The organism is Streptomyces sp. IBSBF 2435, from assembly GCF_036815005.1.
Taxonomy (GTDB): Bacteria; Actinomycetota; Actinomycetes; order Streptomycetales; family Streptomycetaceae; genus Actinacidiphila.
The window spans coordinates 1-18,737 of the sequence record NZ_JAJSYW010000019.1; the positions used below are offsets into that span (position 1 = coordinate 1).

The 18,737-nt window shown below is 74.9% G+C and carries 17 protein-coding genes; 8 read left to right on the forward strand and 9 right to left on the reverse strand.

The genetic code is table 11. The features are described from left to right. Window positions 1-30 precede the first annotated feature (30 nt). Window positions 31-1,053, reverse strand: a complete 1,023-nt coding sequence (locus tag V7E46_RS05925; RefSeq protein ID WP_333767407.1) for a Tellurium resistance — start codon at window positions 1,051-1,053, stop codon at window positions 31-33. Between the two features lie 224 nt (window positions 1,054-1,277). On the opposite strand from V7E46_RS05925, the gene V7E46_RS05930 reads away from it, so the two are divergent. From V7E46_RS05930 to V7E46_RS05945, 4 genes are all read left to right on the forward strand, one after another. Then, window positions 1,278-1,829 (forward strand): DUF6643 family protein, encoded by a 552-nt coding sequence (locus tag V7E46_RS05930; protein WP_333767408.1) that lies wholly within the window; start codon window positions 1,278-1,280, stop codon window positions 1,827-1,829. 30 nt (window positions 1,830-1,859) lie between these two features. Beyond that, entirely contained in the window at window positions 1,860-2,687 is an 828-nt protein-coding gene (locus V7E46_RS05935; RefSeq protein WP_333767409.1) for an MOSC domain-containing protein, read from the forward strand. 100 nt (window positions 2,688-2,787) lie between these two features. After that, window positions 2,788-3,423 carry an Rv1733c family protein gene (locus V7E46_RS05940; RefSeq protein ID WP_333767410.1) on the forward strand — a complete coding sequence of 212 codons (636 nt, stop codon included), beginning with the start codon at window positions 2,788-2,790 and terminating at the stop codon, window positions 3,421-3,423. Window positions 3,424-3,549: 126 nt separating this feature from the next. Continuing rightward, on the forward strand, window positions 3,550-5,955 hold the full coding sequence (locus tag V7E46_RS05945; protein ID WP_333767411.1) for a right-handed parallel beta-helix repeat-containing protein: 2,406 nt from the start codon (window positions 3,550-3,552) through the stop codon (window positions 5,953-5,955). Here V7E46_RS05945 and V7E46_RS05950 read toward each other — a convergent pair. Next, entirely contained in the window at window positions 5,925-8,351 is a 2,427-nt protein-coding gene (locus tag V7E46_RS05950) for a hypothetical protein (protein ID WP_443054005.1), read from the reverse strand. The genes V7E46_RS05945 and V7E46_RS05950 overlap by 31 nt on opposite strands. A gap of 232 nt (window positions 8,352-8,583) precedes the next feature. Between V7E46_RS05950 and V7E46_RS05955 the strand changes: the two genes are divergently transcribed. Next, window positions 8,584-9,411 (forward strand): DeoR/GlpR family DNA-binding transcription regulator, encoded by an 828-nt coding sequence (locus V7E46_RS05955; RefSeq protein WP_329181274.1) that lies wholly within the window; start codon window positions 8,584-8,586, stop codon window positions 9,409-9,411. A 120-nt stretch (window positions 9,412-9,531) separates the two neighbouring features. On the opposite strand, the gene V7E46_RS05960 is transcribed toward V7E46_RS05955, so the two are convergent. From V7E46_RS05960 to V7E46_RS05980, 5 genes are all read right to left on the reverse strand, one after another. Continuing rightward, complete coding sequence (locus tag V7E46_RS05960; protein ID WP_333767412.1) at window positions 9,532-9,918, reverse strand: hypothetical protein; 387 nt, start codon at window positions 9,916-9,918, stop codon at window positions 9,532-9,534. A gap of 144 nt (window positions 9,919-10,062) precedes the next feature. Then, the gene (locus V7E46_RS05965) at window positions 10,063-10,809 is read right to left on the reverse strand and encodes a hypothetical protein (protein WP_333767413.1); all 747 of its coding nucleotides are present in this window, start codon (window positions 10,807-10,809) and stop codon (window positions 10,063-10,065) included. 120 nt (window positions 10,810-10,929) lie between these two features. Next, entirely contained in the window at window positions 10,930-11,580 is a 651-nt protein-coding gene (locus V7E46_RS05970; RefSeq protein WP_333767414.1) for a cytochrome b/b6 domain-containing protein, read from the reverse strand. Then, a complete protein-coding gene (locus tag V7E46_RS05975; protein WP_333767415.1) occupies window positions 11,564-12,340 on the reverse strand; it encodes a molybdopterin-dependent oxidoreductase in 777 nt (258 codons plus the stop codon). Before V7E46_RS05975 ends, V7E46_RS05970 begins: the two co-directional genes overlap by 17 nt. Before the next feature lie 52 nt (window positions 12,341-12,392). Next, window positions 12,393-13,244, reverse strand: a complete 852-nt coding sequence (locus V7E46_RS05980; protein WP_333767416.1) for an alpha/beta fold hydrolase — start codon at window positions 13,242-13,244, stop codon at window positions 12,393-12,395. Between the two features lie 102 nt (window positions 13,245-13,346). Here V7E46_RS05980 and V7E46_RS05985 point away from each other — a divergent pair, with 102 nt between their 5' ends. Then, the gene (locus V7E46_RS05985) at window positions 13,347-14,708 is read left to right on the forward strand and encodes an aminotransferase-like domain-containing protein (protein WP_333767417.1); all 1,362 of its coding nucleotides are present in this window, start codon (window positions 13,347-13,349) and stop codon (window positions 14,706-14,708) included. 262 nt (window positions 14,709-14,970) lie between these two features. Further along, window positions 14,971-15,498, forward strand: a complete 528-nt coding sequence (locus V7E46_RS05990) for an ATP-binding protein (RefSeq protein ID WP_333767449.1) — start codon at window positions 14,971-14,973, stop codon at window positions 15,496-15,498. 160 nt (window positions 15,499-15,658) lie between these two features. Here V7E46_RS05990 and V7E46_RS05995 read toward each other — a convergent pair whose 3' ends face one another. Together V7E46_RS05995 and V7E46_RS06000 are read right to left on the reverse strand one after the other, a co-directional pair. Then, the gene (locus V7E46_RS05995) at window positions 15,659-15,964 is read right to left on the reverse strand and encodes an SHOCT domain-containing protein (RefSeq protein ID WP_333767418.1); all 306 of its coding nucleotides are present in this window, start codon (window positions 15,962-15,964) and stop codon (window positions 15,659-15,661) included. Window positions 15,965-16,113: 149 nt separating this feature from the next. Beyond that, a complete protein-coding gene (locus tag V7E46_RS06000) occupies window positions 16,114-17,337 on the reverse strand; it encodes an ROK family protein (protein WP_329181263.1) in 1,224 nt (407 codons plus the stop codon). 17 nt (window positions 17,338-17,354) lie between these two features. Between V7E46_RS06000 and V7E46_RS06005 the strand changes: the two genes are divergently transcribed. Then, entirely contained in the window at window positions 17,355-18,647 is a 1,293-nt protein-coding gene (locus V7E46_RS06005; RefSeq protein ID WP_443054007.1) for an MFS transporter, read from the forward strand. The last annotated feature ends 90 nt before the right edge of the window (window positions 18,648-18,737 follow it).

The window sequence follows — 18,737 nt, forward strand, 5'->3', positions numbered from 1 at the left end:
CCGCCCACCCGACCCCGCTAGGGCAACAGCTCAGACCTCGGCCGGGGTCCACACCAGACCCCAGCCATACGCGTAGTCGACAATCCGCTGCGGACTCACCCCCCGCCGGACGGCGAGATGGCGGACCTCCCGCCGTACCCGCAGCGCGTCCCCCTCCGGGGTGAGCAGAAGCAGCGCGCAGGCCGTGGAGTCGGGGCCGCCGGGGCCGAGGGCGAAGTCCTGCGGCGGCCCGTGGTCGGGCCGCACCATGACCGTGCCGCGCACATCGGCGAAGCTGCGCCCGGCGCCGCGCAGCGCGAGGTAGACCAGGACCCGCCGGAACCGCACCGTGTGGTCGAGGTTGACGCTCAGCTCGGCCCCGCCGGCCCCGCCCCGGTCCACGTCCAGCCGCACGTACGGCGGCAGCCGCAACGCACCGGCGGCGCCGCCCAGCGGCTGGACCACCCCCTTGCGACCGTCGGCGAGTTCGAAAAGCGCGCACAGCTCGACGCCCGCCGCCGTACCCCCCTGCGCGCCGAAGGCGATCCGCAGCAGCCCGGGCCCGGCGCACATACCGTCGGACGGCAGGAGCACAGAGGACGGCGGCGCGGGCCGCGGTTCGGCCGGGAGAACAGGCGCGGCGAGGACGACGGCCCGCAGCCGCCACCCGTCGCCGTCCCCCTCCCGGTAGCACTCGCCGACCACCAGCATCCGCCCGCCGGTGACACCGCCGCAGTCGAGCCGCACCGAACGCGCGCCCTCGGCCGCCGCGCTCAGCCGCAGTCCGGGGATGCGGCCGAGCGGGCCGCCCTCGGCGCGTACGACCACGAGCACCGCGGTCACTGCTCTTTCGAGTGACGCCAGGTCGAGGACGAGGGTGTCGACAACGGTGCCGCCGGCGCGCTCGCGGGAGTGCGTGACCGCTCCCGAGCCGTGCGCGGGCACATCCGCGTCGACGAGATCGCCGACCCCGCGCGGTGCCCCGCCGACGAGCAGAAGCGCGCACATATCGGCACGCGGTATGTCAGGACCGGTCCGCCGGCCGAACTCCAGCCGGACTTCGGCGGTCGGCAAACGGACACTCTCCCCCCTGCGCAGCATCATGTTGCCCCTCCCCCGGTGCGTCATGACTCCCCGATATCCCCTCGGACACACGCCTTTTACCTGATCACACCATGTCTTGGTGACCGGTTTCCGAGGATTCGCTCATATTGGGGACGTGGTGTCGCTCCCCGCCCGTCAAACAACCCTCTAATCGGTCTCCCCAACGACCACATCGTGGGCTTAACTTATGGCCCATGACCACCCCCCGCGGTTCGTACGGTGGCGGCTACGGCGGCTACTCCCCCTCGTCTTCGTCCTTCCCGGACACCCCGATCTACGACAGCCTCGTGGCCGAGCGCGGCACCCCGCAGATCGCGCCCATCCGCGTGCCGTCGCCGTACTCCGGCTACGACGCGGGACTCGCCAACGGCTACAGCGGCGGCAGCAACCTGCCGGCCCTGCCAGCGCTTCCCGCGCTGCCGTCGGGTCCGTCCTCGCCGTCGTACCAGCAGCCGCAGCCCGCGGCGCAGGGCGGCTACCAGGGCGGCGGCTACCAGCAGCCGCCCGCGCCGTACATCCCGCAGCCGGCCGCGCCACGCGGCGGCTACGGCGGCAACGGCTACCCGAACGCCAACGGCAACGGCTATCCGGCCATGCCGCCGCAGCCCTCGCCCAGCGGTTACGAGGCCGCCCGGCCGGTGCCGCCGCGTCCCGTACCGCCGCGGCAGGTGCCCGGCGGGCACCCGGAGGACCAGTACCCGCGGCGCAACCTCGGCCAGGGCGGCGGGGGCTACTACCAGGGCTGATCCGTTACGGCGGGCTGGAAGAATGGCGTCATGACCACGCCTCGTCTCAGCGCGCTGCACGTGTACCCGGTCAAGTCGCTGCGCGCCGTCGGCATGCAGGAGGCGGTCGTCGAGCCGTGGGGGCTCGCGGGGGACCGCCGCTGGATGCTGGTCGACGCCGCCGCCGACAGCGCGCTGACCCAGCGGGAACAACCGCGTCTGGCGCTGCTCGCCGCACTGCCCGTGGGGGGTGGCGGCCTGCGGCTGACCGGGCCCGGGCTCCCGCCGCTGGACGTCCTGCCGCCCGCCGAGGGGCCGTTGCGGACGGTGCGGCTCTTCGCCGGCAAGGTCGACGTCATGTCCGCTGGCGAGGAGGCCGACGCCTGGTTCTCCGGCTTCCTGGGCATGGCGGCGCGGCTGGTGCACCTGGACGACCCTGCGGTCCGGCGCCCGATCGACCCGCGGTACGCGCTGCCCGGCGAGACGGTCAGCCTCGCCGACGGCTATCCGCTGCTGGTCACCACGGCCGCCTCGCTCGACGCCCTGAACGCGCTGATCGCCGCGGGCGACCGGGCGCAGGAGGGTCCGCTGCCGATGAACCGCTTCCGGCCCAACGCGGTGATCGAGGGCACCGCGCCCTGGGCCGAGGACGACTGGCGCCGGGTGCGGATCGGCGAGGTGACCTTCCGGGTGCCCAAGGCCTGCTCGCGCTGCGTGGTCACCACCACCGACCAGGACGCCGGGACCCGCGGCAAGGAGCCGCTGCGCACCCTGGGCCGGCACCGCAGGATCGGATCCGGGCTGATTTTCGGACAGAATCTGGTACCCGAGCATTCCGGAACCCTGCGCGTGGGCGATCCGTTGACGATGGTGAAGTAACGCGTCGATGCGGCATGCCCGTGGCCCCAGCGGGATAGAAGACCACACGCATGAGTCGCGCCGCTTGCGGTAGCTGAACGGGTGGAGGGGGTGGTCAGCCATGGCTCGTCGCACAAGGCTCACCAAGCGCGGGTGGCGGTGGCGGCGCAATCCGCTGCGCCGGCGTTCCGACGTCGTCGAGGCGTGGCTCGGAGTCGTCACCATCCTGCTGTTCTGCGTGGCTCCGCTGGCGGGCTGGTGGGCGGGGCAGTCCGTCGACCGCACCTTGCAGCGCGTGGCGCGCACCCAGCGGACCGAACGCACCCTGGTGCCCGCCGCGGTGGTGCAGTCCCCCGCGGCGTCCGACGCCACCGCGGCGCCCGGCGCGGCGAAGGCGGCGGCAGCGGCGGCCGGCGCCGACTCCGACCCGCGGCGCGGCGATGTGCTGCGCTGGATCGCGCCCGACCACTCGCTGCACACGGCGAAGGTTCCGGTGGGCCTGGAGGTCTGGCGCGGCAATGAGATGCTGCTGTGGACGGACAGCACCGGCGTGCTCGTACCGCCGCCGCTGGACAATGCCACGGCCACCACGCACGCGGTGCTCGCGGGCCTGGCGACCGGCAGCGCGGCCGGCGGGGTCCTGCTGGTGTCCCGGCAGGTCCTGATGTGGCGGCTGATGCGGCGCAGAATGGACTCCTGGGAGCGCGAGTGGGCCAGGATCGGCCAGGACTGGGGCCGGGCCGGCGCGGGCGGCTGACGGGCGGCGCGGACCATTGCGGCGGGCGGCGGTGTCCGCCTGACGGGCTGTCGTCAACGACCACCCGCCGCGCGCGCTACGGTTGATCCCCGGTCGCCCGAAGCAAGAGGTGGGGGCAGCAGCCCGATGGCACATGGCGTGGTGCAGGTCACCAACCCGAGCAGTTCGCGGTGGCGGCGCCGCACAGGTGAGTACGCCACCGTGGCCGCCGCCCTGGAGGCGGCGGGCGAGGGCGACGTGCTGTCGGTGTCCGCCGGCACCTACCGGGAGAATCTGGTGGTCGACCAGGCGGTCACCCTGCGCTGCGCGGACGGACCCGGCACGGTCCGTATCGCCCCGGCGTCCGGAGTGGCGCTGACCGTACGGGCAGCGGCCTCGGTGCACGACCTGCTGATCGAGGGCCAGGACGGCGCCGCCGCCGCACTGCTGGTGGAGGCCTGCGCCCCCGAGCTGTCGGGACTGCGGATCAGCACCCGTTCCGCGGTCGGCCTGGAGGTGCGCGACAGCGCGCGTCCCACAGTGCGCGGCTGCACGGTCGACAACCCGGCCGGGCTCGGCATCAGCGTGCTGGACGCGGCGGGCGGGCTGTTCGAGGACTGCGAGGTGGTCGCGGCCGGCCAGAGCGGTGTCGCGGTACGCGGCGGCGGCAGCCCCCGGCTTGAGCGCTGCCGCGTGCACCACACGTCGGGCTCCGGTCTTTCCGTCACCGGTGAGCACAGCTCGATCGAGGCGGTGGGCTGCGAGATCTTCGAGATCCACGGCACCGGGCTGCACCTGTCGCAGCGCGCGTCCGGGAGCCTGACCGACTGCCAGCTGCACCGCACCACCGGCGACGGCATCTCGCTCGACACCGACGCGGTGCTGGCGATGGCCGACTGCGACATCCACGACATCCCGGAGAACGCGGTCGATCTGCGGGCCCGCTCGGTGCTCACCCTGACCCGCTGCACGGTCCGCCGTTTCGGCCGCAACGGCCTGTCGGTGTGGGACCCGGGCACCAGGGCCGACGCCAACCAGTGCGAGATCCACGACAGCACCGGCGACTATCCGGCGGTGTGGGTCAGCGACGGCGCCGTCGCCATACTGGACGCCTGCCGTGTGCACGACGTACCGGACGCGCTGTTCGTGCTGGACCGCGGCTCACGCGCGGACGTCGTCGACAGCGACTTCACGCAGATCCGCAATACGGCGGTGTCGGTGAGCGACGGCGCCAACGTCCAGCTCGACGACTGCCGGATCCGGGAGGCCGCGACCGGCGCCTGGTTCCGCGACCACGGCAGCGGCGGCACCTTCGCCCAGGTCACCATCGACGACACCGCGACCGGCGTGATCGTCACCAAGGGCGCCGACCCGGCCCTCGACCGCTGCACGGTCACCAACGCGACCGAGTCCGGCATCTATGTGTCGGCCGAGGGCCGCGGCACCTTCACCGGCTGCCGGGTGACCGGCAGCAAGGGCTACGGCTTCCACATCATCGACGGCTGCCGGTCCACCCTGACCCGGTGCCGTACCGAGCGCTGCGCCCGCGGCGGGTACGAATTCGCCGAGCCGGGCCCGGTCACCGAGGACTGCTCCAGTGACCGCACCGCCGCGCCCGAGCCCGCGCCGGTCCCTGCCCCCGCGGCGCCCGACCGGCAGCCCGCGGCCCAGTCGTACGGCCTGCTCGGCGGGGTACCGCAGCAGCGGCCCGCGGAGGCGGAGCCGGCTGCCGTACCCGCGGCGCGGGAGAGCACCGAGGTGCTGGACGACCTCGACGCCCTGGTCGGCCTGGACAGCGTCAAGCGCGAGGTCCGCACCCTGATAGACATGATCGCGGTGGGCCGCCGCCGGGAGCAGGCCGGCCTCAAGGCGCCGTCCCCGCGCCGCCACCTGGTCTTCACCGGCTCCCCCGGCACCGGCAAGACCACCGTGGCGCGGCTCTACGGCGAGATCCTGCACTCGCTCGACGTCCTGGAGCGCGGCCACCTGGTGGAGGTGGCCAGGGTCGACCTGGTCGGCGAGCACATCGGCTCCACGGCGATCCGCACCCAGGAGGCCTTCGACCGGGCCCGCGGCGGCGTGCTGTTCATCGATGAGGCCTACGCGCTGGCACCGGAGGACGCGGGGCGGGACTTCGGCCGGGAGGCCATCGACACCCTGGTGAAGCTGATGGAGGACCACCGGGACGCGGTGGTGGTGATCGTGGCCGGCTACACGGCGGAGATGGAGCGCTTCCTGGCGTCCAACCCCGGTGTGGCGTCCCGCTTCTCCCGGACCATCACCTTCGGCGACTACACCGCCGACGAGCTGCTGAGCATCGTGCAGTCGCAGGCCGCAGAGCACGAGTACCGGCTCGGCGAGGACGCGGGCGAGGCGCTGCTCAAGTATTTCACTGCGCTCCCCAAGGGACCGGCCTTCGGCAACGGCAGGGCGGCGCGGCAGACCTTCGAGGCGATGGTGGAGCGGCACGCGGTGCGCCTGGCACATGTCGCGGAGCCGACGCACGACGAATTGCAGCTGCTCTACCCGGAGGACCTGCCGGAACTGCCCTGAGCCGGCAGCGCTCTGCCCTCCGCCCCCGCCAGCCGGGCGAGCAGCGCGGCCCGCTCCCGTGCGAAGGCCGGGTCCGCCTGGAAGCCGGAGTGGCCGCGTACGGGCTCCGGCAGCGGGTGGCGGGCGCTGCGGCCGTACGCCACCGGGTCGAGCAGCGGGCCGCGGTCCACCGGGCCTTCAGGACCCGCGAGCAGGACCGGGCCGCCGATCGGGTCGGTGCGGCGCCACAGATTGCGCCAGGCGTGCATGTCGCGGTGCAGTCCGCGCAGCGGCCCGGGCCCGAAGTACGCGGGGAACCAGCGGCCGTACAGCCGGGCCAGGGGGCAGCCGTAGGTGAGCAGGGCGACCCGGCCCCTGGCGGCGGGGTCGAGCTGCCAGACCGCGGCGGCGGCCAGCACGCCGCCCTGCGAGTGGCCCGACAGGATGATCCGCCCGCCCGTGCGCGCGGTCCAGGACGCCATCCGCCAGCTGAGGTCGGGCACGGCGCGCTCGGCGTAGCACGGCGGCGCGAAGGGGTGGGCGGCGCGCGGCCAGAAGGTGCCGACGTCCCACAGGATGCCGACGGTGCGGCGGGCCGCCGGATCGCGGTAGGCCCGGCGGCCGAGCGCCACCAGGGCGACGACGCCCGCCCCGACCAGCCAGGAGCCGGTCGCCTGCGCGGCCCCGGCCAGCGCCGATACGGCGGCTGGCGCGCCGGCCGCCCGGTCCTGCGGTGTGCCGCCGCCCGTCCAGGCACCGGCGACGGCGCCGGCCCCCAGGACGAAGGCCGCCGCGCAGACCACGGCGGCCAGCAGCGGCGCGCGGTCGGTCAGCCCGGCGCGGGCGAGGGCGCCGGCGATCTGCCGGGTACGGGCCGGCCGGTGCTGCTCGTCCGGGTACATCGCCTCCACCTCGCCCCGCAGCGCCCGTTCCCGGCGGCGCAGCCGCCACAGCACGGCGGCACCGGTCACGGCGAGCAGCGCGAGCACCACGGGGATCACCGACGCCTCCCAGGTGAGCACGGCGGGCGGTCCCGGCAGCGGACTGCCCGCCTCCCCCGGCGTGCGCCCCCGGTCCAGCACGTCGGCGGCCCGCTGCGCCAGCCCGCCGGTCAGCACCCCGCCGAGGCCGCACGCGAGCAGCGCGACTGCGGGGCCCGCCAGGCCCCGCAGCGCGACAGCGCAGGACGGGGTGTCCCCGTGGCCTGCGGGCGGTCCGTCCGCCGCGCCTGTCCGGGCCGGCGGCACGGCCGTTACGGCGTCCGCCGCCGGTCCCGTGTCACCGGACGCCGCGTCCCGCGGCGGCGCCCGGTGCAGCAGCAGGGCCGACGCCGCCAGTACCGCGATCAGCGCACCCTGGAGCACCGTCAGGGCGGTGAAGGCCTGCGCCGCCGGCAGTCGTCCCGCCGAGGTCCAGCCGGCCCGGTGCCAGCCCGTGTAGAGGGCGGCGGCGGTCAGCGCGGCGAGGGAGCAGCCGAGCAGGGCGCGGCTGACGCCGTGGTCGGTGGCCTCGTCGGGCCCCGCCTCGCTGCGGGCGGCCCGGCAGGTGACCGTGACGGCCGTCGCGGCCAGGGCGGCGATCGAGGCGGCCAGTGCCCAGCCGAGTGCCTGGAGCGGCAGTGCGGCGGCGCCGCGGTCCTGGCGCAGCGCGGGGAAGGTGACGGCCGCGGCCACCGTGAGAAGCCCCGCCGCGGTGTGGGCGGTACGCAGCCGGGCGACCGAGCGGCGGCCGTACCAGAAGCCCGGCTGGGCCAGCGGCGGGGCGCCCGGGGCCGGCGCGGGGCCGGGGGCCGGGCGCTGCGACTCGTACGCCGACCAGGTGCGGTGCGACAGCCACCACAGCAGCGCGGTCAGTGCGGCGGGGAAGAGGGCGGCCAGGGCGAGCCTGCGGCCCGGTTCGCTCCACCAGCCGCCGCGCCCGGCGGCCGCGAAGCCGAGCCAGGAGGCGCCGCGGCTGCACCTCGCGCTGCCCGCGCACTGCCAGCCGACCAGGTCGAGCGCCACCTCGCCGGCCGCGGCGACCAGCAGCACGGTGAGGGTGAGGGCGAGCAGCCGGACGGCCGTCCCGTAGCCGCGGGCCAGCCGCAGCCGGTGCGAGGGCGGGCGCATCCAGTGCGCCAGGTTCGCGATCATGAACGGGAGCAGCAGCAGCCACAGCGCCCGGCTGCCGTTGCCCGAGGTGAGGTTGGCCCAGCAGTAGGCCTCGGGCACCGGCTCCTCGCGGCGCTGCCCCGGGTGCTCCTCGGCGTCCGCGTCGCAGGCGCGGCGGTGGACGCCGGCCGTGGCGTCGCCCGCGAGGCAGACCGTGCGGGGGTCGTCGAGCATCCGCTCGGGGGTGGTGCCGCCGACACCGTGGACCAGAAGCTCCAGGGCGAGCCGCGGCTGGCTTGCCGCGTCGATGTCCGTCCCGACCGTCACGGCTGCCTCCTGTGCCCCCTCCGTCCCGGATGTGGCGCCCGACCCGGCCTGCGGTCGGCCCTCCGCGGTACCGGGCGGCCCGCGATCGGGCCGCGCGGGCGCGGTTCACCGCCGCCAGGGTGTTCCGACCCGTGGCCCGGCATACACCGGAGGGCGCGGTGCGTGGAAGGATGACCGCAGCGCGCCGGCAGACGGCATCGCACACAACGAGGCGGACAGAACGAGGTCACGGGTGAGCGACAACCAGAACCTCCTCGCGGAGCAGCGCCGTGCACTGATCCTTGACGAGGTGCGGCGACGCGGCGGAGTGCGGGTCAACGAACTGACCCGCAGGCTCAATGTCTCGGACATGACGGTGCGCCGCGACCTGGACGCACTGGCCCGGCAGGGCGTGGTCGAGAAGGTGCACGGCGGTGCGGTGCCGGTGGTCGAGGCCAGCAGTCACGAGCCGGGCTTCGAGGCGAAGTCGGGGCTCGAACTGGGCGCCAAGGAGGCCATCGCGACGGCCGCCGCCACACTGGTGGCGCCGGGCAGCGCGATCGCCCTGGCCGGCGGTACGACGGCGTACGCGCTGGCGCACCACCTGTTGGACGTACCGGACCTGACCGTGGTCACCAACTCGGTGCGGGTCGCGGACGTCTTCCAGTCGGGCCAGCGGCGGCCCGGTGCGAACCACGCTGAGGCGACGGCCACCGTGGTGATCACCGGCGGTGTGCGCACCCCCTCGGAGACGCTGGTCGGCCCGGTGGCCGACCGGGCGATCCAGGCGCTGCACTTCGACCTGCTGTTCCTCGGCGTGCACGGCATCTCGGTGGAGGCAGGCCTGTCCACGCCGAATCTGGCGGAGGCCGAGACCAACCGGCACTTCGTCCGCTCGGCCCGCCGGGTGGTGGTGATCGCGGACCACACCAAGTGGGGCACGGTCGGCCTGAGCTCCTTCGCCGCCCTGGAGGACGTCGACACCCTGGTGACGGACGCGGGCATCCCCGAGGTGCTGCGGGCGGAGATCGCCGAGCACTTGTCGGAACTGATCGTGGCAGGCGAGCCCACAGAGGGCTGACGCACGAGCGCCCGCAGCGGTCGGCCGAGGCACGAGGCCGCCCGCGAAGGACACGAGCAGGAAGACCGACAAACAACCCAGCGGGCTGACGCACAAGCGCCCGCAGCGGTCAGGGCGTCGTCAGCCGCTGAACCAGGACCAGGCGCGGCCCGGGGACAGGACGACGAGGACCACCGCGGCCACCAGCATGATGCCGAGCAGCGCGCGCAGGCGGCGTACTGAGGGCGACAGCGGCGGCCTGGGCGGGCGGTTGTCGGGGCGCCAGGCGGTGGTGGCCTGCGAGGGGGTGTGCGGCCGCTCCTGGCGGCGCCGGCCCCAGCGGCGCGGTTCCGCCTCGGCGGCCCGCTCGTCCTCCTCGCGCAGCCGGCGGGCGACGATCCTGGCCCGGGCGGAGGGCTCCTTGGGGGCGCTGAGGCGTATCGCGCGTTCCGAGTCGTTGGCGAAGAGCTCCCAGACGTCGTCGGGCAGCGACGGCTCCTCGGCCGCGGGTGAGGGTTCGGTGGTCACTGTCGGCGCTCTCGTCTCGTCTCGTCCAGGCAAGGCCGGGTCGGCGAGCTGCTCGCGGTCCCCCACCGGCGCATCGATACGTCCCCGCCACTTCTACCTGCCGTGCCCCGCACGTGACAAGTACGGTCCCGGCCAGGACCGGCGTCAGCGGTATTCGACGAGCCGCGGACGTACGCCGAGCACGACCAGCACCGCGGCCAGGCCGAGCGCCCCGGCCGTCCGCTGCTCGTCGGCCTGCCGCTGGTAGGCCGCGGACAGGGCGTCGGCGGCGGGCAGCAACTCGTCGTGCACGACGTCACCGGCCTGGACGTTCATGGCGACGGCGAAACGCGGCGGGTGGCCGGCGACCGGGCCGGGGTCCTGCTCCGCGACGTAGGCCGCGCGACCACCGAGGCCGTCGTAACGGCCGAGGCCGTCGAGCAGCGCCCGCACCCGCGCGCCCTGGCCCGGGTCCGCACCGAGCTGCCGGAGCAGGCCGCTGACCTGGGCGCGCCGCTGCCGCCCGGTGATCAGGGCGTTGAGCTGGTTGCCGACGATGACGTCCGCGTCGGTGGCGGAGCGGCCCGGCGCGAGGGTGTCGGCGCGCTGGGCGTCGAGGTCGGCGAGCGCGAAGCGCAGCTGCGCGGCCACGGCGGCGCGCTGGGCGACGGTGGTGCCGAGCCGTCCGGCGCTGTCCCGTACGGTGATCGCGCCCGCGACTGCGACCGCGCACAGCGCGCCGACCACCAGCAGGGCCGCCACGGTGCGGACGCCGAGCCGCCGGGGTCCGCTGCCCGCCGGCTGTACGCGGCGGGGCGGCCGGTACGGCTCGGGCCTGGGCGCGGGGGCGACGGCGGGCGCCTCCCCTGCCGTGACCTCCCGCGCGGGCGGGGCCGTCTGAGACATCGTCATACGGCGACGCTGGGTACGGCCCGCGAAACCCCGGTGACCCCGGGACGAGTGCCGGGTGTCCTGGCCGCAACAGAACTGCCGCGAAGCCGATCGAAGTCGGACAGGACGGCTGACGCCGCGTCAGAGCCGTTCGGCGGGCGGCTCCCGCGGTGGTTCCGGCTGCCACAGCGGGTGCTCCTCGCGCGCCCACCAGCGCGGTACGTAGCCCGTGCGCAGTCCGCGCCGCGCCTCGGGGTCCTTGGTGGCGAACCACACGTGGCCGGCGATCACCGCGCCGAAGGCCAGCGCCAGCCAGTCGTGCACGAAGGTCGCCCCGGTGCGCCAGATCAGCGGCGCGAGCTTCGGGAACCACATGAGCACCCCGGTGCCCGCCATGATCAGCAGGGCACCGGCGGCGAAGGCGGCATAGAGCTTCTGGCCCGCGTTGAACTTCCCCGCCAGGCTCGGCTCCCGCCTGCCCCGGCGCAGGGCGGTCCGCAGCCACCGCCAGTCGTGCGGGAAGAAGCGGCCCAGCCGTCCGAGGTCGCGGCGGAAGGCGCGGGAGACCAGGCCGAGCAGCACCGGCACGGGGACGGCGATCCCGGAGTATTCGTGCAGCGTGACGACCGTCCTGCGGCGGCCGACGATCTCGGCGAGCGGCGGGAAGTACAGGCAGCCGCCGGTGAGGACGCAGATGCACATCAGCCAGTTCACCGAGCGGTGCACCCAGGTCTCGGCGCGGGTGAAGCGGCGCAGCCCGGTCATCACCCGGGTGTCACGAAGTGGGGTCATCACCGCGGCCGTTCGACTTGCCGACCCAGGCGTCCACGTCGTAGCCGTAGTGCTCCCAGTAGCCGGGCTGCACCTTCTTGGTCACGGTGATGCCGGACAGCCATTTCGCGGACTTGTAGAAGTACATGGGCGCCGCGTAGAGCCGGACCGGCCCGCCGTGGGCGGCGGTGACCGGCTTGTCGTTCATGGTGAGCGCCACCAGGATGTCGGCGCGGCGGGCCTGTTCGAGGGTCAGGCTCTCGGTGTAGACGCCGTCGAAGCAGGTGAAGCGGATCGCGGTGCCGCCCTCGCGCACCCCTGCCGCGTCCAGCAGGGTGGACAGCCGCACCCCGGAGAAGGCGGTCTTGGGCACCCGCCAGCCGGTGACGCACTGCACATCGCGCACCAGCCGGGTCTGCGGCAGGGCGCGCAGGTCGGCGAGCCCGTAGCCGCCTGGCCTGTCGACGAGGCCGCCGACGGTGAGCCGGTAGTCGCTCTCGCCGCGGTGCGGGATGGAGTTGGACACCGAGTAGAAGCGGAAACCGCCGCCGCCGGGCAGCAGTCCTGTCACCCCTGTGGGGTCCTTGGCGCTGACCGACGCCAGGACGGAGTCGAGTTTGCCCTGGACGGCGCCGCCGACGCCGACGCCCGCCGCGCCGAGACCGAGCATGCCCAGGACGACCCGCCGCCCGACCGGGGTGCCGCGGCCCTCCTCCGAGGGTCCCGGGGCGGGGTTCGGGGGTTTCTCCGGTGCCTTCACCGACGGCGTGCGGTCGTCCATGGGTCGATTCGAGCACGTCGGCCGCCGTCTGGCCAGGGCCGGCCGCGGGACGTCAGAATTCCGTCATATCCTCGGCGCCCGGCGCGTGCTGCCGTACGGCGGCGAGCAGGCCGGCCAGCGCGTCGTTGAAGGCGGCGGGGCGCTCCAGGTTGGGCAGGTGCCCGGCGCCCTCGATGACGGCCAGCCGCGCGCCCGGGATGTGCCGGTGCAGGTGTTCGGCGTCCGCGACGGGCGTGAAGACGTCGTCCCTGCCGACCACGACCAGCGCGGGCACCGCGACGGTCGGCAGCGTCGCGGTGTAGTCGGGGCGTTCCGCCCGGCCGCGCAGTGCGGCGGCGGCGCCCTCGGGCGGGGCGGCGAGCATCATGCCGAGCACGTGCGCGGCCACCTCCGGCAGGTCCGCGACGGTCGCGGGCGACACCATGGAGTCCAGCACCTCGTGGGCGTAGCCGGACATGCCGTCCCGCAGCAACTGGTCGGCGCGCGCGTTGCGTTCCTTTCTTCCGCGCTCGGTCTCGCCCTGCGCGAAGGTGTCGGCGAGGACGAGCCCGGCGACCCGGCCGGGGAAGAGCCGGTGGAATTCCAGCACGATCTGGCCGCCCATCGACAGCCCGCACAGGACCGCCCGCCGCACTCCCAGGTGATCGAGCAGCCCCGCGAGGTCGCGGGCGAAGGTGCTGAGCGGGGTCAGGCCGGCGACGACCTGGCTGTCGCCGTAGCCGCGCAGGTCGGGTGCGATCACCCGGTGGCCCGGCGCCGCATCCTGCTGCGGGCGCCACATGGTGCGGTCGAAGGGGTGCCCGTGCACCAGCAGCAGCGCCTCGCCCCTGCCGCGGCCGGCATCACCGCCGCCGCCCGTGTTGTCGTAGGTCATGGTGATGCCGTTGATGAAAGCGCTGCTCACCTGCTGGTTTCCCCTCTTCGGCCGATACTCCAAGGCTAGGCGCGGGGCATTGGCGAGGGCAATGGCCGCATTTGATCTCGGTGCAATATGCTGGCGCGGGACATGGCGAAGGGCGCGGACATGGTGCGGGACTTCCGGCGGGCGGCCGACGTGGTGGCGGCGCAGATCGCCGCGGGCCGGCTGCGTCCCGGTGACCGGCTGCCGACACAGCGGGCCTTCGCGCGCCGGCACGGGATCGCCGAGTCGACCGCGAGCCGGGTGTACGCCGAACTCGCCCGCCGCGGCCTGGTGACCGGCGAGGTCGGGCGCGGCACATTCGTGCGGGCCGCCGCGCCCGCGCCGGACCCGGCGCTCGCCGAGCCGGCGTCGGCGCGGGTGGACCTGGAGCTGAACTACCCGGTCACGGCGGGCCACTCGGAGCTGCTGGCCGCCGGACTCGCCCGGCTGGCCAGGCCCGATGTGCTGGCCGCCGCGCTGCGCCCCTCCGCCGCCGCGGGCACTCCCGCTGCGCGTGCCGCGGTCGCGGGACTGCTCGCAGCGCCGGGCTGGGCGCCGGACCCGGACGGCGTGCTCTTCGCCGGCAACGGCAGGCAGGCCGTCGCCGCCGCCCTCGCCGCGCTGGTACGGCCCGGCGGCCGCGTGGGCGTCGAGGCGTTGACGTATCCGGTGGTCAAGGCTGTCGCAGCCCGGCTCGGCATCACCCTCGTGCCGCTGGAGTGCGACCAGGAAGGCATGCTGCCCGGTGCGCTGCTCGCCGCGCACCGGGCGGCGCCGCTGGGCGGGGTCTACGTCCAGCCGACGCTGCACAATCCGCTGGGCGTCACCATGCCGGGCCCGCGCCGGGCCGAACTGGCCGCGGCCCTGCGGGAGACCGGGCTCAGCGCGGTCGAGGACGCCATCTGGTCCTTCCTGCGCGAGGACGCGCCGCCACCGCTCGCGGCATACGCGCCCGAGCGGGTGATCCTGGTGGACAGCGCGTCCAAGCGGCTCGCGCCGGGCCTGACCGCGGGCTTCGCCGTCGCCCCGCCGGACCTGACCGCCCCCGTGACGGCCGCCCTGCGCTCCGGCGGCTGGGCGAGCGCCGGCTACGCCCTTGCGGCGGTGACGGGTTGGCTGACCGACGGCACCGCCACGACGGTCGCCGCGGCCAAACGGGCCGACGCGCGCGACCGGCAGCACATCGCGGCGCACGCCCTGGCCGGCCTCGCGACGAGATCCGACCCGGGATCGTACTTCTGCTGGTGGGAGCTGCCAGCCCCCTGGCGCGCCGATACCTTCGTAGCCGCCGCCGCCCGGCACGGCATCGCTGTCACCCCGGCCGCGTCCTTCGTGGTGGGTCCGCACCGCACGCCCGCCGCCGTACGCCTGGGCCTCGCCTCTCCCCCGCCGCCGGTGCTGCACAAGGCGCTGACCACACTGGCGGCCCTGGCCCGCACCGGTCCCGACGATTCGGCGCCGGAGTGAACACCCCCGGCGGCCGGCGCGTGCGGACGGCCTCCCGGCATTCCGGTTCACCCCGGCCGGAAGGGCGAAAGGGCCGGTCGGAGCCCTCGTATGCGACGAGTTGCGGGATTCCTCACATCGGGTGACGCTGATATCGCATCACGGAGTGCTGTAGCAGTCACTCTACGCATTTCGCTCAGGTGTCCCCATCGGAGCGGCGAACGGCCGGACCCTCGCGTACGCGGGGCGCGGCCCAGCCGCGGAGGGAGTCGCAGCCGTGATCATGCAAGTCGACCAGACCGACAGGACCGACCCGACCCATCGAACAGAACGCGAGTGCACACTCGCACTCGACGCGCATCCCTACCGGATCCAGCAGATCCGCCGCATTGTGTCCGCGCAGCTGCGCTACTGGCGCCTCGATCCGCTGATCGAGCCCGCGGCGAGCGCCACCAGCGAGCTGCTGGCGAATGTGCACCGGCACGCGCAGCCGGACAAGAAGTGCGGCGTACGGCTGACCCTCGCCGACGACCGTCTCACCGTGGCCGTCACCGACCACGACCCGCGACTTCCGCAGCTGAGGCCGGCGGAGCCGATGGCCACCACCGGGCGAGGGCTCGCCATGGTCGAGGCGATGAGCGACAGCTGGGGCACCGACCTGCTGCCCGGGGAGAAGGGCAAGGTCGTGTGGTTCGTCCTGCGCACCCCGCTGACCGTACCGACGCTGGTGCCGATGCGGACGACCATGCCGTTCGACCGCGCGATGCCCGAGCCGGTGCCGGTGCCCGAGCGGATCGCTGCCGCGGCCTGACCGCGGCACTGCGGGCGTGCCCGCAGGCAGACCGCGGGCCGGGCGCCGCCTCCCCACCGGGAGGCGGCGCCCGGCCCTGACGGTTCTGCGGGCGCGTCCGCAGAACCGCGGACCGTGGCCGCGTCCATGACGCGGGCCGCGCGGGCTGCCGTCAGGCCGTTCACAGCGCGGCGTTCCCGCCGCCGCGGAGGTCGCGCGGGTCACGGGCGAAGTGCTCCTCCAGCACCGACATCCGCCGCCAATACTCCTCCTCGTCGATCTCGCCGGAGGCGAACCGCCGACCGAGCACCGCCGGCGGGCTGTGCTCGCCCGCCGCCGGCCGGGTCTGCCGCCACGGCCCGCCGCGCCTGCGCCACACCGTGCGGCGCAGCACGGTGACCACGGCGGCCACGGCGAACACCCAGGCCAGGGGGAGGAACAGGATCCACGGGCCGGGCCCTCCGTCATGCCACGCCAGGGTGTTCATCGTCCGTCATCTCCTCGGATGGTGGGGGTTCTCCCGACACCACCCAGCCTGCCGCCCCCCGCCGCCGAAATCGTCGTACGGCCGGCGGCAGCGGGGCTGCTCCGCGCGGAGTACGCGGCGGCGCGGGCACCGCACCCGGCGGGCGCCCGTCAGCCGCCCAGCGCCGTCAGCGGGTCGTCGAGCACCGGCTGCCAGGCCAGCTCGGCCGCGCCCACCAGGCTGTTGTGGTCCAGGGCGCAGGCCAGCACCGGCACGCTGCCGCTGCGGCCCCACAGGCTGTGGTCGGCCACCACCGCGCGCAGCGCCTCCGGGTCGGCGTCGAGCAGATGGCGGTGCAGGCCGCCGAGCAGGATGCGGTCGGGGTTCAGGACGTTGACCATCCCGGCCAGGCCGCGGCCGAGCCGGTCGATCAGCATGTGCGCGGCGGCCTTGACGGCCGGGTCCGCGTACTCCGTACGGAGCAGGTCGCGGCACTGTTCGAGCAGCGACACCTCGGGGCCGGGGACCCGGCCGGCCGCTTCGAGGAAGGCCAGCGGGTCCGCCTCGACATCCAGGCAGCCGCGGCTGCCGCAGTGACAGGGGCGCCCGTCGGGCTGCACGGTGAGGTGGCCGACCTCCAGCGCGAGCCCCGAACTCCCCGTGTGCAGGCGGCCGTCGAGCACCAGCGCGCCGCCGACGCCGCGGTGGCCCGACGCGACCACGAGCAGGTGCTGCGCGCCGCGCCCGGCGCCGTGCCGGTGCTCTGCCAGCGCCGCCACATTGACGTCGTTGCCCACGAAGGACGCGACCGGGTCGCCGTCGGGGCCGAGGATGCCCACCCGGGCGATCTGGCCCGCGAAGACCTCGCGCACCGGGGCGCCCGCGGGCCAGGCCAGGTGCAGCGGGTTGAGCGCGGTGCCCTCGGGCTCCGCGACCGCGGACGGCACCGCCAGGCCCGCCCCGACACACAGCCGACCCGACCCGAGCAGCAGCGCGGCGCCGGCCTCGACGACCGCGCCCAGCACGTGCGCGGGGTCGGCCGGTACGGTCATACTGCCGGGCGCGGTGGCAACGATCTCCCCGCCGAGCCCCACGAGCGCGGCACGGAAGCCGTCCGCGTGGACCTGGGCGGCCAGCACGACAGGCCCCTCGGGCGCCACGTCGAGCCGGTGCGAGGGGCGGCCCTGCGCCCCGGAGGGGCCGCTCGGCCGGGTGTCCACCCGGATCAGCCCCAGCGCCTCCAACTCCGCGGCGACCGCACCCGCGGTCGCACGGGTCACCCCCAGTTCAGCGGTGAGCAGTGCGCGGGTCGCCGCGCGGCCGGTGTGCACGAGGGAGAGCGCGGGACCGAGTGCACCGCGGCCCCGCTCAAGCCTTGTCCGAATCTGTGTCACCCCCCTATTCTGACTTTGTGCCGACGCTAAACAAAATAGGGACGGCCCTGGGCCGGTCCCACCACGCTCCCGCCATCGACCCCGCGCTGCGCCGCATGCGCCTCGCCCTCACCGTCTTCTTCGCCGTGGACGGCTTCCTCTTCGCCAGCTGGGTGGTGCGCATCCCCGCCATCAAAGCCCAGGCGGGCGCCTCCGCGGGCCAGTTGGGGCTGGCGCTGCTCGGCGTGTCCGCGGGCGCCGTGGCGACGATGGTGCTCACCGGACGGCTGTGCCGGCGCTTCGGCAGCGACCGCGTCACCCTGGCGACCGGCGTCGTCCTCTCGCTGAGCATCGCCCTGCCGCCGCGAACGCACTCGGCACTCGCACTCGGCCTGGTCCTGCTGGTGTTCGGCGTATCGTACGGCGGTCTGAACGTCGCAATGAACAGCGTCGCCGTCGAACTGGTCGCCGCGCTGCGCCGGCCGGTCATGTCGAGCTTCCACGCCGCGTACAGCCTGGGCGGGCTGATCGGCGCCAGCCTGGGCGGACTGCTCGCGCCCCACCTGTCGCCCGCCACGCATCTGCTGCTGCTCACCCCGGTCGGCCTGCTCACCGTCGCCTTCGCGGGACGCGTCCTGCTGGCTCACCCGATCGAGGTACCGCGGGAGCACATCGCCCGGGCCACGGCTTCCGCGCGCTCCGAGGCCGCCGTACCCGCCGCCGAGCGCGCGTCCAAGTCCGATTCCGCGCCCACGTCCGCGCCCACGTCCGGCGGCGTGCGGCACACCCGCCTGCTGGTCGCGGTCTTCGGCCTGATCGCGGCGTGCTCCTCGTACGGCGAGGGGGCGCTCGCCGAATGGGGGCCGCTGCACATCCAGCAGGACCTGCACGGCGGCCCCGGGATCGCGGCGGCCGGATACGCGGCGGTGGCGCTCATGATGACCCTGGGCAGGCTGACGGGCACCGCCCTGCTGGAGCGGCTCGGCCAGACCCGGGTACTGGTGCTGGGCGGGCTCACCGCGGCCGGCGGCATGCTGCTCGGTGCCCTGGCACCGGTCATCCCGCTGGTGATCCTGGGCTTCGGGCTCACCGGCCTCGGCCTGGCCAACAGCTTCCCGACCACGATCGCGAGGGCGGGCGCGCTGACCGGCGCGAGCGGGGTCGCCGCCGCCTCCACCCTCGGCTACGGGGGCATGCTGCTCGGGCCGCCCTCGATCGGCTTCCTGACCGATGCCATAGGGCTGCCGATCGCGCTGACCACGGTGTCGGCGCTGGCCGCGGTCGCCGCCGTCATCGCCTACGCGGTACGCAACAGCGGCCGCAGGACTTGATGCACATCACAGGCGCCCGCAACGCCGGACCGGGGGATGCTGGGGGCGGCCGCGGGGAGCCCTGACCGGCCGAGCCCGCAGCGGGCCCGA

Excerpts from the sequence above, each read along its gene's own strand:
- V7E46_RS05930 (WP_333767408.1), top strand. The coding sequence starts at position 1,278 with ATGACCACCCCCCGCGGTTCGTACGGTGGCGGCTACGGCGGCTACTCC.
- V7E46_RS05965 (WP_333767413.1), bottom strand. The coding sequence starts at position 10,809 with ATGACGATGTCTCAGACGGCCCCGCCCGCGCGGGAGGTCACGGCAGGG.
- V7E46_RS05945 (WP_333767411.1), top strand. The coding sequence starts at position 3,550 with ATGGCACATGGCGTGGTGCAGGTCACCAACCCGAGCAGTTCGCGGTGG.
- V7E46_RS05975 (WP_333767415.1), bottom strand. The coding sequence starts at position 12,340 with ATGGACGACCGCACGCCGTCGGTGAAGGCACCGGAGAAACCCCCGAAC.
- V7E46_RS05970 (WP_333767414.1), bottom strand. The coding sequence starts at position 11,580 with ATGACCCCACTTCGTGACACCCGGGTGATGACCGGGCTGCGCCGCTTC.
- V7E46_RS05995 (WP_333767418.1), bottom strand. The coding sequence starts at position 15,964 with ATGAACACCCTGGCGTGGCATGACGGAGGGCCCGGCCCGTGGATCCTG.
- V7E46_RS05940 (WP_333767410.1), top strand. The coding sequence starts at position 2,788 with ATGGCTCGTCGCACAAGGCTCACCAAGCGCGGGTGGCGGTGGCGGCGC.
- V7E46_RS05990 (WP_333767449.1), top strand. The coding sequence starts at position 14,971 with ATGCAAGTCGACCAGACCGACAGGACCGACCCGACCCATCGAACAGAA.
- V7E46_RS05935 (WP_333767409.1), top strand. The coding sequence starts at position 1,860 with ATGACCACGCCTCGTCTCAGCGCGCTGCACGTGTACCCGGTCAAGTCG.
- V7E46_RS05985 (WP_333767417.1), top strand. The coding sequence starts at position 13,347 with ATGGCGAAGGGCGCGGACATGGTGCGGGACTTCCGGCGGGCGGCCGAC.